The organism is Lentzea jiangxiensis (genome assembly GCF_900104175.1).
Classification (GTDB): Bacteria; Actinomycetota; Actinomycetes; order Mycobacteriales; family Pseudonocardiaceae; genus Lentzea; species Lentzea jiangxiensis.
The window spans coordinates 462,997-478,801 of sequence record NZ_FNIX01000003.1 but is presented as its reverse complement, the minus strand read 5'-3'; the positions used below and the strand labels follow the sequence as shown (position 1 = coordinate 478,801).

The 15,805-nt window shown below is 70.3% G+C and carries 11 protein-coding genes; 4 read left to right on the top strand and 7 right to left on the bottom strand.

Annotation, left to right across the window (positions count from 1 at the left end; all coding sequences use genetic code 11):
- Positions 1 to 3 precede the first annotated feature (3 nt).
- The 4 genes from BLQ91_RS13135 to BLQ91_RS13120 form a co-directional block, all read right to left on the bottom strand.
- Positions 4 to 963 carry an arabinan endo-1,5-alpha-L-arabinosidase gene (locus BLQ91_RS13135; protein ID WP_090097069.1) on the bottom strand — a complete coding sequence of 320 codons (960 nt, stop codon included), beginning with the start codon at positions 961 to 963 and terminating at the stop codon, positions 4 to 6.
- Positions 964 to 1,014: 51 nt separating this feature from the next.
- Positions 1,015 to 2,454: a family 43 glycosylhydrolase gene (locus BLQ91_RS13130; protein ID WP_090097068.1), complete on the bottom strand. Its 1,440-nt coding sequence runs from the start codon at positions 2,452 to 2,454 to the stop codon at positions 1,015 to 1,017.
- Positions 2,455 to 2,465: 11 nt separating this feature from the next.
- On the bottom strand, positions 2,466 to 3,833 hold the full coding sequence (locus BLQ91_RS13125; RefSeq protein WP_176959719.1) for a glycoside hydrolase family 43 protein: 1,368 nt from the start codon (positions 3,831 to 3,833) through the stop codon (positions 2,466 to 2,468).
- 367 nt (positions 3,834 to 4,200) lie between these two features.
- Positions 4,201 to 5,892 (bottom strand): RICIN domain-containing protein, encoded by a 1,692-nt coding sequence (locus BLQ91_RS13120; RefSeq protein ID WP_090097067.1) that lies wholly within the window; start codon positions 5,890 to 5,892, stop codon positions 4,201 to 4,203.
- Between the two features lie 368 nt (positions 5,893 to 6,260).
- On the opposite strand from BLQ91_RS13120, the gene BLQ91_RS13115 reads away from it, so the two are divergent.
- Positions 6,261 to 7,646, top strand: a complete 1,386-nt coding sequence (locus BLQ91_RS13115; RefSeq protein WP_090097066.1) for a pectate lyase family protein — start codon at positions 6,261 to 6,263, stop codon at positions 7,644 to 7,646.
- Positions 7,647 to 7,807: 161 nt separating this feature from the next.
- Here BLQ91_RS13115 and BLQ91_RS13110 read toward each other — a convergent pair whose 3' ends face one another.
- Entirely contained in the window at positions 7,808 to 8,857 is a 1,050-nt protein-coding gene (locus tag BLQ91_RS13110) for a putative adhesin (RefSeq protein ID WP_090097065.1), read from the bottom strand.
- A 301-nt stretch (positions 8,858 to 9,158) separates the two neighbouring features.
- On the opposite strand from BLQ91_RS13110, the gene BLQ91_RS40245 reads away from it, so the two are divergent.
- Both BLQ91_RS40245 and BLQ91_RS13100 read left to right on the top strand, forming a co-directional pair.
- The gene (locus BLQ91_RS40245) at positions 9,159 to 11,159 is read left to right on the top strand and encodes a DUF1996 domain-containing protein (protein WP_176959718.1); all 2,001 of its coding nucleotides are present in this window, start codon (positions 9,159 to 9,161) and stop codon (positions 11,157 to 11,159) included.
- 200 nt (positions 11,160 to 11,359) lie between these two features.
- Entirely contained in the window at positions 11,360 to 12,673 is a 1,314-nt protein-coding gene (locus BLQ91_RS13100) for a jacalin-like lectin (protein ID WP_090097064.1), read from the top strand.
- A gap of 86 nt (positions 12,674 to 12,759) precedes the next feature.
- On the opposite strand, the gene BLQ91_RS13095 is transcribed toward BLQ91_RS13100, so the two are convergent.
- The gene (locus BLQ91_RS13095; RefSeq protein ID WP_090097063.1) at positions 12,760 to 13,632 is read right to left on the bottom strand and encodes a YhjD/YihY/BrkB family envelope integrity protein; all 873 of its coding nucleotides are present in this window, start codon (positions 13,630 to 13,632) and stop codon (positions 12,760 to 12,762) included.
- A 21-nt stretch (positions 13,633 to 13,653) separates the two neighbouring features.
- On the opposite strand from BLQ91_RS13095, the gene BLQ91_RS13090 reads away from it, so the two are divergent.
- Positions 13,654 to 14,370, top strand: a complete 717-nt coding sequence (locus BLQ91_RS13090; protein ID WP_090097062.1) for a CDP-alcohol phosphatidyltransferase family protein — start codon at positions 13,654 to 13,656, stop codon at positions 14,368 to 14,370.
- On the opposite strand, the gene BLQ91_RS13085 is transcribed toward BLQ91_RS13090, so the two are convergent.
- Entirely contained in the window at positions 14,332 to 15,804 is a 1,473-nt protein-coding gene (locus BLQ91_RS13085; protein ID WP_090097061.1) for a phytoene desaturase family protein, read from the bottom strand. The genes BLQ91_RS13090 and BLQ91_RS13085 overlap by 39 nt on opposite strands.
- Between the last annotated feature and the right edge of the window lies 1 nt (position 15,805).

Below are 15,805 nucleotides of genomic sequence, written 5' to 3'. Positions count from 1 at the left end.
TCCTTACCGCAGGTACGGCCAGCCCGCTGAGTCGAAGGCCAGCAGGTTGATGCCGAGCCGCGACGCACCGGAGTCGGTGTAGTGGTGGTAGACGAGGACGTCGCTGTCGACGTCGCCGAAGACGTCCTGGTGTCCCGGCCCGTGGACGCTGCCCTGCCCGGCGAGGATCTCCGTGCCGCCGCCGGACGTCAGCGCGGTGCCGTTGCGGTCGACGTACGGACCGGTGACGCTGCTGGAACGGCCCACCATCACCCGGTACGTGCTGGACGCGCCGCGGCAGCAGTAGTCGAACGAGACGAACAGGTAGTAGTGGGCGCCGCGCTTGACGATGGTCGGCGCCTCGATCGGGCCGCCGTTCCGGCCGGCGAGCGGGCGGACCACCGAGTCGGACCGCAGACCTGTGGACGGGTTCAGCGCGACCATCTTGATGCCGGACCAGAAGGAGCCGAAGCTCAGCCACCAGCGGCCCTGGTCGTCCACGACGAGGTCGGGGTCGATGGCGTTGAAGTCGTCGGACGTCCGCGACTCGACGACCAGCCCGCGGTGGGTCCACGTGCCGGAGTCACCGCTCGGACTGGTGGCGAGGAAGATCGCCGACCGGTTCGAGCCGAACGTCGAGGCCGAGTAGTAGAGCCAGTACCGGCCGTCGCGGTAGGTCAGGTCCGGCGCCCAGAGGTTGCGGTCGCCGCCTGTGTACGGGGTGGTCCACGACGCGCCACCGGGGAACGCCGATCCCGCGTTGCGGAAGGCGATCCGGTCGGTGGACGTCTTGAGCGCGACGCCGTGGCCTGTGTGTGCCACGAGGTAGCCCCCGCCGGGCCGCTTGACCGCGCTCGGGTCGTGGACGCTGATGTCGCCGGTCACGCGGCCGGGCAGGGGGTACGCGCCCGCGGGCGGTGCCGTCGTGACGGCGGCGGTCAGGACCACCGTCACGACCAGTGCGATTCTCCTCAGGACGGCCATGAGACACCTCGATCTCCTGGACGGGGTTGTCGCGGCGGCGGGGTGTCGCGGTCACTCCAGGACGAACGTGGCGTCCGTTCTGCCCTGGGCGTCGGTCGCGGTCTGGAGGGTGAGCAGGCCGGACGTGGCGCGGAGGTAGCGGCCCGGGAAGTTCACCGACTCGAACGACACCGCCGAGCCCGCCGCGAGACCCGCGCGCTGGGAGAAGCTGGCGTCGTTGCGGAACAACGCGCTGCCGTCGCCGCGCTCCACCCACAGCTCGTTGTTGCGGTGCCGCAGGTAGTAGCCGGGGAAGTTCGTAGACTCGAGCGACACCGAGCCGGAGCCGGCCAGCCCCGTGACGAGCTTGAACTGCGAGTCGGCCAGCGGGGCCACGTTCGCCTCGACGCGGGCGCGGTACTCCCAGTGCCGCACGAACCGGTCGGGGGCGGCGTAGGACCGCAGCCGCACCGGGGTGGCGCCGTCGGGGACCGGGATGCCGAAGTCCGGTGTGCCGTCGGCCCGGTAGTAGACCTTCTGCACGCGGGTGCGGCGGTTCGGGTCGTTGAGCGGGTCGCCGCTGATGTCCCGGTAGTTGCGGTCGTGGTAGACCACGACGTCGCTCGCGCCGTCCTCGGACACCGTGAACGAGTTGTGTCCCGGCCCGTACTGGCCCGTCGCCTCGCTGGTGGCGAACACCGGGTTGGGGCTCTTGGTCCACGACGCAGGGTTGAGCAGGTCCGCGGACGCCGACGCGGTCAGCAGGCCGAGGCAGTAGTTGGCGTCGGTGGCGCTGGCCGAGTAGGTGAGGAAGATCCTCCCGTTGCGCTGCAACACAGATGGCCCCTCCGCCACCTTGTACCCGCGGGTCTCCCACGCGAGCGTCGGCACCGTCAGCCTCGTCACCGTGCCGGTGATCGTCCACGGGCTCGCGCCCATGCGGGCGAGGTAGAGGTTGGAGTTCGTGGAGATGCCCGGTTCCTGCTGTGCCCAGGTCAGGTACCGCACACCGTTGTGGACGAACGTGGACGCGTCCAGCGAGAAGGTGTCCCACGGTGTGGTGATGCGGCCTCGCTCGGTCCAGGGCCCGGTCAGCGGGTTGGCGCTGGAACTCTCCAGCACGTACATCCGGATGCGCCAGACGTCGTCGCTGCGGCCCGCGGCGAAGTACACGTACCACTTCCCGTTGATGAAGTGGATCTCCGGAGCCCAGATGTGCGCGGCCATCTCACCGCTGGAGTGCTTGCGCCAGATCACCGTCTCCGCCGCCGAGGCGAGGCCCTGGATCGTGCTCGCGCGGCGCAGCACGATCCGGTCGTACTCCGGGACGGTCGCGGTGAAGTAGTAGAAGCCGTCGGTGTGCTTGAAGATGTGCGGGTCGGCGCGGCGTTCCGCGATCGGGTTGGTGTAGCGCACGGCGGGCGCCGCACCCGCCTGCGGCACGGGCAGCCCGGCCACACAGGTCACGGTGGCGAGGACCAGCACCGCCAGGCGGAGGAGAACCGTCTTCATCGACTGTCCTTTCAGGCCAGCGGCGCGGTGACGGCGAAGGACGCGTCACCGGCGAACGCCGAGTCGGAGGTGCGCCAGTCGACGCGCAGTTCGTAGTTGCGGTGGCGCAGGTAGCGGCCGGGGTGGGAGTACGACTCGAACGACGTGCTGCCGCCGCCCGCCAGCCCGGCCCTGCCGCAGAACGTGGCGTCACGGGCGAACACCGCGTCGCCGGTGTTGACGTCCAGCCGGACCCGGAAGTCGTAGTGCCGCAGGTAGCGGTCCGGGAAGTTCACCGACCGCAACGAGTGGCAGTTCGCGTTGGCCAGACCGGGCACGACGGTGAACGTCGCGTCCTGGCGCGCCGGGAGCGTGCTGGACGAGTTCACCGGATCGACGTAGCCGAGGTTGTCGCGGTGCCGGACGTAGCGGTCGGGAACGTTGACCGAGCGCAACGACCGGGCGCCCGTCGCCACCGCCGTGCCGTCACCGGAGTCCTCTCGCAGCACGGTGAAGTGCCGTGCGGTGCCGGACAACCCGGTGAGCTCCACCTTGGCGCCGAAGCTCGTGAGGTCCGTGCTGTCGGCGTAGAAGTACCGCCGCTGGCCGTACTGGTCGAAGTAGATCCGCCAGCGGCCGTCCGGGAGCCGCACGAGCGCGGGTCCTTCGAGACCGGAGCCCCAGCCCGCCCAGTTGCCGGTGCCGACGAACGTCCACGGCCCGTTCAGCGACGTGGCGGTGGCGTGCTCGATGTACTTCGTCGTCTCGTTCTTGAGGAAGTTGTGGTACGTCCCGCCCACCTTCACCAGGAAGCTGTCGATGTAGTTGGCCGGGATGCCGAGTGCGACCGGGCTGCTCCACGCCGACAGGTCGCCGTTGGCCGCGGTGATCCGGTAGGGCCGGAACTGCCCCGCCGTCCCGGCCGTGGACGCGGAGAAGACCACGTGCACGCTGCCGTCGGAGTCCTTGAACCACTCCGGTGCCCACGTGCTGCCGGTGGACCCGTTGAGTCCGACCCGGACGTTGCGCAGGAACGTCCACGTCACGTAGTCCGCGCTGCGCGCGAAACCGATCGTGTCGCCGGTCCAGTTCGTCGTGTAGACGATGTAGTAGTAGCCGTCGGTGTGCCTGATGACGCTGGGATCGCGGATCAGGCCCGACGGCGGGGTGTAGGCGTTCGCCCTGACCTGGGTGAAGCTCGTCGCGTTCGCCGAGTCGTAGACGTACATGTTCGACTCGCTGCTGTTCGTGAACGCGGTCATCAGGTAGTGCGGCACCGGCCCGGCGGCCGGCGCCGCGGGAGCGGTGACGACGGCCGCTGTGGCGGTCAGGGCGGCCGCGACAGCGACCACCAGGCGTTTCCTGGACGAACGGACAGCGCGCGGCAGGGGGATGCGCATGAACCGGCTCCTAGCACCATTGAGAGGCTCCGGAAGGTGAACGCTAACACTATGAACTAGTCCTGCTCCGCAAAGCAATGGTGAGAATCTGTCGGAGATCGAGTTAGCGATAACAATCAGTGTGTTTCGACGATGTTCGACGACGGTTCGACGATTCGATCGGCAGTAGTGCGTCAGTAGAAGTGCACGCCGACATCGCACCGCTCGCGGGCCGCAGGAAGGCCGACAGCCGTTGCCCCCGCCGCGCTGTTCTCCACCACGCTGTTCCCCACCGCGATCGACGAGGAGAACCCAGCTCCACCCCTGCCCGGGGGAACGCGGGCCGGGCCGGCGCGTCAGCCGCGCCGGCCCGGACGGGTGGTGGGGGTCAGAGGACGACGGGCTTGCCGCCGAGGGTGACGACGAGCCTGCCGTCGGGGGCGAACGACCAGCCGAGGGCTCCGGAGTAGCCGGAGCACCGCGAGCCGTTGGCGCCGCTCCAGAACTGGTTGGTGGAGTCGGTGTTGCCGACGACCTTGTCGTTGCTCCCGCTGCTGCTGCGGCAGGAGGTGTTGGAGCGGAACACGGAGCTGCCCGCGTCGAAGGTGTAGTTGCGCTCGTCGTTGTCGATGCTGAGGTTGCTCGACACCGTCATGGAGCCGGGGTTGCGGTTGTAGGTGAAACCGTGCTTGCCGTTGTCGTAGGCGATCGTGCGCCGGACCGTGTGGTTGACGCCGATGTCCTCGCCGCCGAGCTTGAAGCCGTTGCGGTCACCGTTGCCGGCCTGGCCGCCGTTGCTCAGGGTGCCGTTCCCGTACGCCAGCGAGTCCTCGATGGTGACGGCGCCGATCGGGCCGGTGTCCGACTTGGTGTAGAGGTCCCAGCCGTCGTCGATGTTGTTGTGCGCCACGGCGTAGCGGAACACGTTGCCGGGCCCGGAGGTCAGCTTGGCGGCGAACCCGTCGGCGTCCTCGCCGTCGGAGTCGGCGTTGTCGTGCGACTCCGCGCTCAGGACGAGGTTGTGGGACGGCCACTGGTCCTTGGGGGTCGTGGAGAGCATGCGGGACAGCTGCAGGCCGGTGTCGCGGTTGAACCGTGTGATCGTCCGCTCGAAGATGTTGTGGCTGCCGCCGACGAAGATGCCGTTGTCCCCGGCACGTTCGACGACGACGCCGAGCACGTGCCAGTACGAGCCGTTCACGGCCAGGCCGCGGTTGGCCGGGTCCTCGGCCTGCGCCGAGAAGTTCAGCACCGGCGTCTCGCCCTGGTAGGCCGCCAGCTTCTTGCGGGCACCCGCCGTTCCGCTGTTGGTGGGTGGGATCGTCACCGTCTGCGAGAAGCTGTAGGTGCCGCCGCGCAGGAAGATCGTGCCGCCCGCGGCGACGCGGGGGAGTGCCGCCGTCAGCGTGGTCGGGTCGGAGATCGTGCCCGAGGCGCTGTCACGACCCGTCGGCGACACGTACAGGGCGTCGGCCGGGGGCGTGCTCGTCGTGGTGGTCGTCGGACCGGTGGTCGTCGTGGTGGTCGTGGTGGTGCTCGTCGGTCCGCCGGCCGGGGTGAGCGTCCACTGCTTGGTGGCGGCGCCGTCGCAGGAGTTGGTCTGCACCACCGCACCCGCTGCTGTCGAGTTGTCCTTGACGTTCACGCACTTGCCGCCGTTGGCGTTGACGAGGCGGTGGCCGGTGCCGTTCGGCGTCAGCGCCCAGACCTGGCTCGTCGCACCGGTGCACGTCTCGAGCTGGACCGGCTTGCCCGCGCTGGTCGACGCGTCGCGCACGCCGACGCACAGGCCACCCGCGGTGATCCGGACACCGCCGCTCACGTCGGTCAGCACCCACTCCTGACCGGCGCACGCCTGCTGCCGCAGCTGCGTCCCGCTCACCGGGCTCGTCCCCGCGTCGAGGCACAGGCCGCTGCCGGCGTTCTTCAGGACGTAGGTGCCCGCCGCGTTCGCGGTCGCCGCCGCGCCGGGCCACGCCGCGAGCGTGGTGACCAGCGCGACGACGGCACCGCCCGACACCAGCCCGGCGCGGACGCGTCGTTGTCGCGCCGGGTGCGCGGACTGCTGCGAAATGCCCATGGAGACTCCGCTCAACGTTGAGAAAGGGTGTGCCCGGTCGGATGCGCGGCGGGTTCCGTCGGATGCTAAGAGCGTTCTCGGCGCCGGGTCAATGACGGAATTCCGTGGTGGGAGTCGATTGCCGAAGTCGAACGAGTCGAATGGCCAGGTCATCGGCAGTCGAACCGATCAACGGCGCGAGGCGGAGAATATCCGCTGGTCACACTCGTGAACGGAAACGAGCTATTCCTGGTTCACCACCATGAACTCCTCCGGCGTTCCGGTGTCGTGCATTGCGCTTTTCTCGCGGCTGCCGTTAGCGTGCAGGTGAGTGCTCACGGATCACGTCAAACCCTGTCTGTCGACGAGTAGATCCACGGAGAATTCCCATGCGCGTAAAATCTCTTGTCGTCTGCGCCGTTCTTTTCTCGGGCGCACTCGCCGCGATCTCGTCCTCGACCGCCGCGGCCGCACCGGTCCGGTACGAGGCGGAGACCTCGCCCGCGGTCTGCTCGGGGACGATCGACTCGAACTGGGCCGGCTTCACCGGCAGCGGGTTCTGCAACGGCGCCAACTCCACGAGCGGCCACGCCCAGTTCCAGGTGACCGCCGCGGCGGCGGGCACCGCGACGCTGGGCATCCGGTTCGCCAACGGCACCACCACCGCGCGACCCGCTGACGTCGTGGTGAACGGGGCCACCGCGCAGACCGCGTCGTTCGAGGGCACCGGCGCGTGGTCGACCTGGGTCACCAAGACGCTGAGCGTCCAGGTCGTCGCGGGCACCAACACGATCCGGCTGAACCCGACCACCCCGGGCGGCCTCGCGAACGTCGACCACCTCGACTTCGAGGCCGGCGGCACCACGCCTCCGCCACCGGGAGGTCTCGTCGGCTGGGCTTCGCAGGCAGGCGGCACCACCGGCGGTGCGGGAGGCACCACGGTCACCGTGAGCACGTTCGCCGACTTCAAGGCCCAAGCGCAGTCCTCGGGCGCGAAGACGATCCTCGTGAACGGGGCGCTCAGCGGCTCCGGCACCGTGGAGATCGCTCCGGACAAGACCATCCGCGGCGTCGGGGCCGGCTCGGGCATCGCCGGGACCACCCTCAACATCGAGGACGCCAAGCCCGCCAACGTGATCATCCAGAACATGAACATCCGCGGGGTGCGCGGCAACGACGCGATCCAGATCGAGAACGCCTCGCACATCTGGATCGACCACAACACGATGTCGAGCACGATCGAGAACGATCCCGACTACTACGACGGCATGCTCGACATCACGCACGGCGCGGACTACATCACGGTGTCGTGGAACGTCGTCCGCAACCACTGGAAGACCTCGCTGGTCGGCCACTCCGACAGCAACGGCGGAGAGGACCGCGGCCACCTGCGCGTGACCTACCACCACAACTGGTTCGACCGGACCTTCGAACGCAGCCCGCGGGTGCGCTTCGGCGAGACCGTCCACGTCTTCAACAACTACTACTCGAACATCGACAACAACGCCGACTCCTACGCCATCGCATCGGTGATGGACGCGGGCCTGCTCGTCGAGGGCAACGTGTTCGAGAACGTGCGGCAGGCGTGCTGGTCCAAGAGCGGTTACGCGGACTCCGGCCCCGGCCGCCTGGTCGCGCGCGACAACTCGCTCACCGGCTCCGGGCCGTGCGAGGTCGACGGCACCGTCGCCGCCATCCCGTACCCCTACACGGCGGACGCCTCCGGCACGGTCAAGGCCTCCGTCACGGCCGGCGCCGGCGCCGGCCGGATCTGAGGAAGCCCGCGTCGAGCCACCCGGTGCCCGCCGCACGCTGCTGGCGGGCACCGGGCCGGACTTCTACCGCTCGCACGACGTGATCGGCCACTCCGACGGCGCGTCGAGCGGTGCGGGAACCGCGCACTTCCTGCGGCGAGATCGGCAGGAGACGAGCTCCGTCACACGTGCATGGAGTTGAGGGTGAGGTGCTCGGTCAGTTTCGGCTCCATCTTGGTCACCGCCAAGGCCGGCAGTTCCAGCCCGGACAACAGCCCGAGGAGGTTCTCGCCCCGCAGGCCGTAGCTGAACAGCTCGCACGCGTTGAACCCGGCCGCCCAGTGCGTGACCTCGTCGTTGGCCATCCACCGCGCCTGCTCGTGCACCGTGAGGTCGAGCCACCAGCCGACCCTGTCGTCGAACGGCAGTGACAGGAACGCCTCGATGTCCTGCGCGTCGGCCGGATCGCGGTGCAGCCCGGCCCGGACCGCCGCGCGGTGCCGCGGGTAGTCGCGGATCAGGCGAACCTTGACGGCGTCCGGCGCGCCCGCCGCGACCGCGGCGGGATCCGTCGCCGTGGTCATCGCCACTCGCAGCTCCCGGCAGGCGTCCCACTCGCGCACCTCGTCGTCCGAGGCGACCAGCCGGAGCCGCTCGTCCGGGTGCAGGCCGTTCCACAGGTCGTCCTGCTCGTCCTTGCCCAGGCCGACGAACCTCTGCACCCAGTCGACGAGCGCTTGCTGCACCGACCGGTCCCGCACGCCGTGCGGCTTCATCAGGTCCAGGGTCGGCGGGAGCTCCCGCCGCACGTCGAAGCGGCACGAGAACACCAGCAGGTAGCTCCAGCCCGCCCTCGCGGCGCGTCCGAACACGCCGGCGCACGTGTGCGGGCCCTGCGGCGGGCAGCCGCCGGGGTTCGCGCACAGCCTCAGGGTGTCCGGCGTCTCCGCGGACCCGACGACGATCGCCGGTGCCGGGTACCGGTTGAGCGCGGTGATCGCCCGCCGTTCGTGCTCCTTGAACGGCGCGTACCGGTAGTTGGGCACCGACTTGCCGGGCATCGCGAAGTGCATCGGGATCCTGGGGTTGTCGGGTTGCAGCAACGCCAGGAGGTTGACGATCGTCATCGACGTCCCCTCGTCGACGAAGAAGTGCACCGTCAGCCCGTCCGGCACCACCACCGTCTCCGGTCCGTCGTACGACCCGTGCCCGATCAGAACGCCTGCCACCATCACTGTCCTCCACCCGTCGCCTACCGGTGATGATCGTCGGCGCCGGGAGGCGCGTGACAGGCAGACACGAATGGCTCAGCGCGACACCGAATGGGGGTGCCGCGCCGCGCGTCCGGGTTCTCGGGTTCCGTCCGGCCGTCCAGCGAGCGCGGGAACGGTCCGCGCTCGTCCCGGGCACGGCCGCGGCGGCGACGAACGGGGGCCGTCGCGGTCGATCCGGCTCGAATGGAACATCAAGTTTGAGCCGATGTGCCATCCCGTACGTATCCCCGGTCATGCGCCGCATGAACGAGGAGGACGAATGACGCACCGCGTGACCGACAGGCGGAAGTTCCGCCTGATCGCTTCGTTGTCGGCGGTGGCCGTTGTCGCAGCGGGCACCGCCACCGTGGCGCTCGCCGCCAAGAACGGTGAGCCCGCGCCGGTGAGTGCGTTCGTGCCCATTGAGCAGGTGAGCAAGAACGTCGTGGAGCCGAAGGTCGGCAAGAACGGCGCCTCCGGCGTCTTCAGGGTCGACTGCGGCACCAACGAGAACGGCAAGTTCAGCGCCGACAACCCGGTCGCCCAGCCGGGCCTGAAGCACGGTGCCCAGCACGTCCACGACTTCGTGGGCAACCTGTCGATCAGCGCCGAGTCCACGGACGAGAGCCTGGTGGACTCGGAGACGACCTGCCGCAACGGCGACCGCTCGTCCTACTTCTGGCCGGTCGTGCGCATCAACCCCAAGGCCAACCCGCAGTCGGTCGGCTCCAACCCGGACAAGATCAAGGACAACGGGCCGGGCGAAGTCGCGTGCCCCGGTGTCGCGAACCGGCTTCCCGCTGTGCCGCAACGGGTGCGGGACGAGGTCGTCAAGAACCTCCAGCAGCTCGCCCAGCAGCTCAGGGAAGCCAACGACCGGGTGTCGAAGGCCCAGAACCCCGCCGACCCGAACTTCGTCAACAACACCGTCCTGGGCCCGTTGCGCGCCAAGCGGGCCGCCACGCTCGACCGCATCGCGACCGCGATGAGCCGGGCCGGGCGCAAGCCGAACCTGACCCCGCTCGCCGACTGCGACCTGCGCTGGGGTCACGGCAACCACGGTGGCGGCGGCCACGGCAACCACTCGAAGCCGCGCAAGTTCGCCGGTGAGGGCGTTCTCCAGCAGCAGCCCGAGCAGGCCGCCGAGCAGAACGCCGACCAGAAGAACGCCGACCAGAAGAACGCCGACCAGAAGAACGGCAACGAGCAGAACGCCGCCGGGCAGAACGGCGCCGAGCAGGACGCCGCGACCCCGACGATCAAGTGCCCGTCGGTGCGCGAAGCACTTCCCGGTGTGCCGGACCAGGCCCTCGACGAGGTGGACCGCGACCTGGACCAGCTGGACAAGCAGATCGCCGAGGCCAACCAGCGCCTGGTGACCACCAAGGGCCAGGGCGGACCGAACTTCATCGACAACGCGATCCTCGGGCCGCTGAAGGACAAGCGCGTCGCGACGATCGACCGGATCGCCATCGCGATCGGCCGCAACGCCGAGAAGCCGCAGGGCCTGGACAAGCTCGCCAAGTGCGGCCTCAACGAGGGCGACGAGGGCGGCGAGAACAACAACGGCGGCAACAACGGGAACAACGGCAACGGGAACAACAACAACGGCGGGAACAACGGCAACAACAACGGCGGGAACAACGGCAACAACAACGGCGGGAACAACGGCGGTGGTGCCACCACCACGACGGTCGCCCCGCCGCCCCTGGCCGCTCCCACCGGCAAGAACCTGGAGCTCGTCGGCAACAACGGCAAGATCGTCCGGCCGGCCGAGGTGAAGATCGAGTACCGCGGCAACGCGACCAGCAAGGTCACGGCCATGCCGAAGTTCCTCAAGATGGTCACCGGTGACGCCAAGCCGACGAGCCGCGGCCCCGCCAACGCCCGCGCCACGTGGACCTGCAGCGGGTTCGAGGACCGGCTGTCCGACAAGTACGTGATCTGCCCGAACGGCAGCAAGGTCATGCGCGTGCACGACTTCGCCGGCTGCTGGGACGGTCAGAACGCGGACAGCGCCAACCACCGCGACCACGTCCGGTTCGCCGACAAGCAGACCGGTGCCTGCCCGCAGGGCTTCAAGGCCATCCCGCAGCTGCGGATCAGCATCTCCTACAACATCTCGCGCGACATCCAGCAGAAGGGGCAGTACCAGCTCGACGCGTTCCCGGAGGAGGAGCACAACCCGTTCTCCGACCACAACGACTTCGCGAACGTCAACTCCGACCAGACGATGGCGAAGATCGTGAAGTGCGTGAACGACGGGCGCAGGTGCTCCTGACCGTCGCCTGATCCACCCGGGGGTGGGGCCTCGCCGGGCTCGTGGTCCGGCGAGGCCCCACCCTTTCGCGTGCGCGCCGAAGCGTGTTCCCGGTGTCGTGACGGTGTGGACACGGTGTTGTCATCTTCACGAGATCCGAAACTTTCTCGTGTTGTCCTAGCCTCGCCACGTCCTCCTCCGACCGAGTCAGGAGTTCTGCGATGCGAGTGGCCAGGTGGGCGGTAGCCGCGGTGGGCGCGTTGGTCGCGAGCACGGTGCCGCCGGCGGTGGCGGCACCACCGGCGGGCGGCACGTTCTCGGTGCTGAGCTACAACATCGCCGGGTTGCCGGAGGGGCTCTCCAGCGGCAACCCGAAGGTGAACACGCCGATCATCGGCCAGCGGATCCGGCCCTACGACGTCGTGCAGGTGCAGGAGGACTTCAACTACCACGCGTCCCTCTACGCCAGCAACACCCACCCGCACCGCACGCCCACCAGTGGCGGGGTTCCGTTCGGCGACGGTCTCAACACACTGTCCAACCACGCGTACTCGGACCTCACCCGCGACCGGTGGGACCGGTGCAACGGCACGGACTGCCTGACTCCCAAGGGGTTCACGTGGTCGCGGATCCGCCTGGCGGAGGGCGTGTTCGTCGACTTCTACAACGTGCACTCGAACGCCGGCAGCACCGAGGCCGACCTCGCCGCCCGCCGCGCCAACATCAGCGAGCTCTCCCGGTTCGTCACCACCCACTCCGCGGGCAACGCCGTCGTCATCGCGGGGGACACGAACACCCGCTACACCCGCGCCGGTGACAACATCCGCGAACTCTTGTCCGCCAACGGCCTCACCGACGCCTGGGTGCAGGAGGAACGCGGTGGCACGCCGCCCGCGGCGGGTGACCCCGCACTGGTGTGCGACGACCGGAACGTGACCGACGCGTGCGAGGTGGTCGACAAGATCCTGTTCCGCGGCAACAGGTACATCAGCCTCGAACTCACCCGGTACGCCAACGAGAACGCGGCCTTCCGCACCGCCGACGACAAGATGCTGTCCGACCACTACCCGATCGCGGCCGGCTTCCGGTGGACCCTCAACCCCGCGCTCTCGCTCAGCGACACCTCCGGCGGCCCGCACGGAACCGCCTTCACCGACGTGCCCTCGGTTCCACTGGGGCAACGCGTCACCAAGGTCGGTCTCCGCTCCGGCTCGCGCGTCGACCAGGTGGGTCTCACGTTCGCCGACGGCACGGCGTTCAGCCACGGCGGCAGCGGTGGAACGCTCCAGGAACTGGCGTTGGCCGAAGGGGAGCACCTCAAGTCGGTCACCCTCCACCCGGGACAGCACGACGGGCGTACGAGGATCTTCCGCGCCGCCTTCACCACGAGCGCCGGCCGCACCTTGGCGGGCGGTGGTACGACGTCGGCCTCGGCCACCTACACCGCTCCGGACGGCTGGCAGATCGCCGGCTTCCACGGCCGGTCGGGCAGCGAGGTCGACTCGCTCGGGGTGGTCTTCACGCGGATCGGCTGACCGCCTGCCGCACCTGCCCGGCGCGGGACGTGCCCGTCGTCGTCGTGCTCGAAATCCCCACGTACGCGGCGCGCCCGCAGGATGCGTTACAGAGCAGACCCGGTGCTCGCCCCAGTGCCGGAAGCCGTGAGGACGTCGTGGGTGCTGAGCGTGATCCGGTACCCGAACACCAGCAGCCCGTGCAGCAGGAACAGCCACAGCCCGAGCGCCGCGACCCCGCCGGGGACCGCCAGGCCGCCGTACGGGATCGCCCAGTCGACGGGGATCGCGAGGAACACCGCGAAACCGTGCAGGAAGCCGGTGAGCACCGCGCCGAGACCGACGCCCGCCGCCAGGACCGTCCTGACCGGCAGTGCGACCGGCCCGACGAACGCGAACACCAGGGCCACGGTCGCGCAGATCGGGACCATGTCGAGGTGGAACGACAGCACGACACCCAGCACGGTGGACCAGCCGCCGGCCTCGTAGAGCGGACCGACCACCGACGCGAACGCCAGGGGGAGCGCGACCAGCAGGGGCGCGAGGAGGAGCACGGGCAGGAACGCGATCCGCCCCGCCCACCCGGTCCACTTGGTCACGTGCTCACCGGCCGCCTGCACGAGCGCCCGGCGCAGCCCCTCGCCGTAGAGGGAGGCGGGGAAGAGCGACGCGGCGAGCAGGGGCCAGGACGTGGTCGTGGCCGCCTCCGCCAGCCCGACGAGGGTGCCGGTGGGGTCGTGCGCCTCGGGCAGCGCGCCGCCGAGCGCCCGCGCGCCGTCGACCACGAGGTCCGGGCCGAACAGCAGCGCCACCCCGCGCAGGGCGAGCAGCAGCAGCGGCACCAGGCCGAGCGCGGAGAAGAACGTCAGTCCCGCCGCCCACAGCAGGAGGTCCCGGCCGCGCAGCGCGCTCGAGGTGGCCGCCGCCACGGCGCGGAGTACATGCATGATCGGGAAGTACCCGAACCTGCGCCGGGTCACCCCTGCGCCTACGGTGGTGGGGTGACCGGTGAGAACCCCGTCGCCGGTTGGTCCCGGCTCCACGGTGAGGACGTGTCCGGCAGCAGGCTCGTCGTCGGCTGGCTCAGGCTCGTGCACTCGCTCGCCCGGCCGCTGGACCGCGTGCACCCGGACGTCCTGTCGGCGGCCGGGGTGGTGGTCGCGGCGGGCGCGGTCGCCGTCGCCGGCGCGGGTGGGCGCTGGGCGCTGCTGGCGCTGGTGCTGGTGGTGGCCACCGGCCTGCTCGACGGGCTGGACGGTGCGGTCGCCCTGCGCACCGGGCGGGTGCGGCCGCTGGGCGCCGTGGTGGACGCGGTCGCGGACCGGCTGGCGGACCTGTCCCTGGTGCTGGTGTTGCTGGTGCTCGGCGCCGAGGCGTGGTGGTGTGCCGCCATCGGTGCTTCGGTGCTGCTGCACGAGTACGCGCGGGCCAAGGCCCAGGCCGTCGGCATGGCGTCGGCGGGCGTGATCACGGTGGCGGAACGCCCGATCAGGGTGATCGTGGTCGCGATCGCCTGCGCGGGAACGGGTCTGGCGCCCGGCGGCACCCCGGTCACCGGCTGGAGCTGGGCCGCCGTGTCCGCTCTCGTGTGGGCCGGGTGCGCCGTCGCCGGGCTGGTCCAGCTCGCGGCCGGCATCCGGCGGGAGCTCGCCGACCGGCCGTGGACGGGGCCGTTCGCGTCAGGCCGGCCCGACCAGACCGGCGACGATCCGCGCTGACATCGCCACGAGCGGCAGCCCGCCGCCGGGGTGCGCCGAACCGCCGACGAGGAACAGGCCGGGCACGGGGGAGCGGTTGGCGGGCCTGAGCAGGGCCGCGCGGGGCCCGTTGGACGACGAGCCGTAGATCGAGCCGCCCACCGAACCCGTGTCGCGAGCCCAGTCCGCCGGTGTGCGGACCTCCCTCCAGCGCACCCGGTTCCGCACGTCCAGCCCCCGCTCGGCCATCACCCCCAGCACGCGGTCGGCGTAGGAGTCGGCCAGTTCCGGTGCCCTCCAGTCGACATCGCCCTGTCGTGGCGCGTTGACCAGCACGAACCACGCCTCGTCTCCCGGAGGTGCGATGGCCGGGTCGTCCGGCGCGCACACGTAGACCGTCGGGTCCGGCACCGGTCGCGGATGGCGGCCGAAGATGGAGTCGAACTCGTCGTCGTAGTCGGCGGGGAACAGCACGCGGTGGTGCGCGGGGTCCGGCGTCCTGCCCCGCAACGCGAGCAGGAGCACGAACCCGGACAGCGACGGCTGGGTCTTGCGCAGGGTCCGGCGTGGACGGTGCGAACGCCGGTCGGTGAGCAGCTCGCCGTAGAGGTGTTCGGCGTCCACATCGGACACGACGACGTCGGCGGCGTGCCGTTCGCCGTCCCGCAGGCGCACCCCGGTGACCCCGCCGCTGCCGGACTCGACGGCCGTGACCGCCGCGCCGAAGCGGAAGCGCACGCCCAGTTCGGCGCAGCGGTCGAACAGGGCGTCGCCGAGCCGGCGCAGCCCGCCGCGCACGTACCAGCCGCCGAAGCGCTGCTCGACGAACGGGACCACCGTCATCAGCGCGGGCGTGCGGCGCGGGTCGGAACCGCTGTAGGTGGCGTAGCGGTCGAGGAGCATGCGCAGCCGCGGGTCGGTGAGCCTTCGCCGGCCCACGCCGCGCAGCGTGCGCCACGGTGCGATCGCCATGAGGTCGCGCACGCTCGCCGAGCGCCGCACCAGGTCCCGCACCCCGCCCAGCGGGTTCTGCAGCACCGGTTCGCCGACGAGGTCCCACAACCGGTCGGCGTCGGTGAGCACCGCACGCCACTGCCGCGCGGCTTCGGGGCCGAACGCGTCGCTCAGCGCGGCCTCCACGTCCTCCTCGGCGTGCGGCATGTCGAGCTCGGAGCCGTCCGGGAAGCGGTACCGGCAGGTCGGCTGCACCGGCACGATCTCCACGACGTCGTCGAGCGGCGCGCCCGTGGCCGCGAACAGGTCGCGGTAGACGTGGGGCAGCGTCAGCAACGACGGCCCGGTGTCGAAGGTGAACCCGTCGCGCTCCAACGTTCCCAGCTTGCCGCCGTGGCTCGCGGCCTGTTCGAACACGGTCACCTCGTGCCCCGACCTCGCGAGGCGCGCGGCCGCCGCCAGGCCCCCCATGCCGGCGCCGATCACCGCTACCCGTGCCATG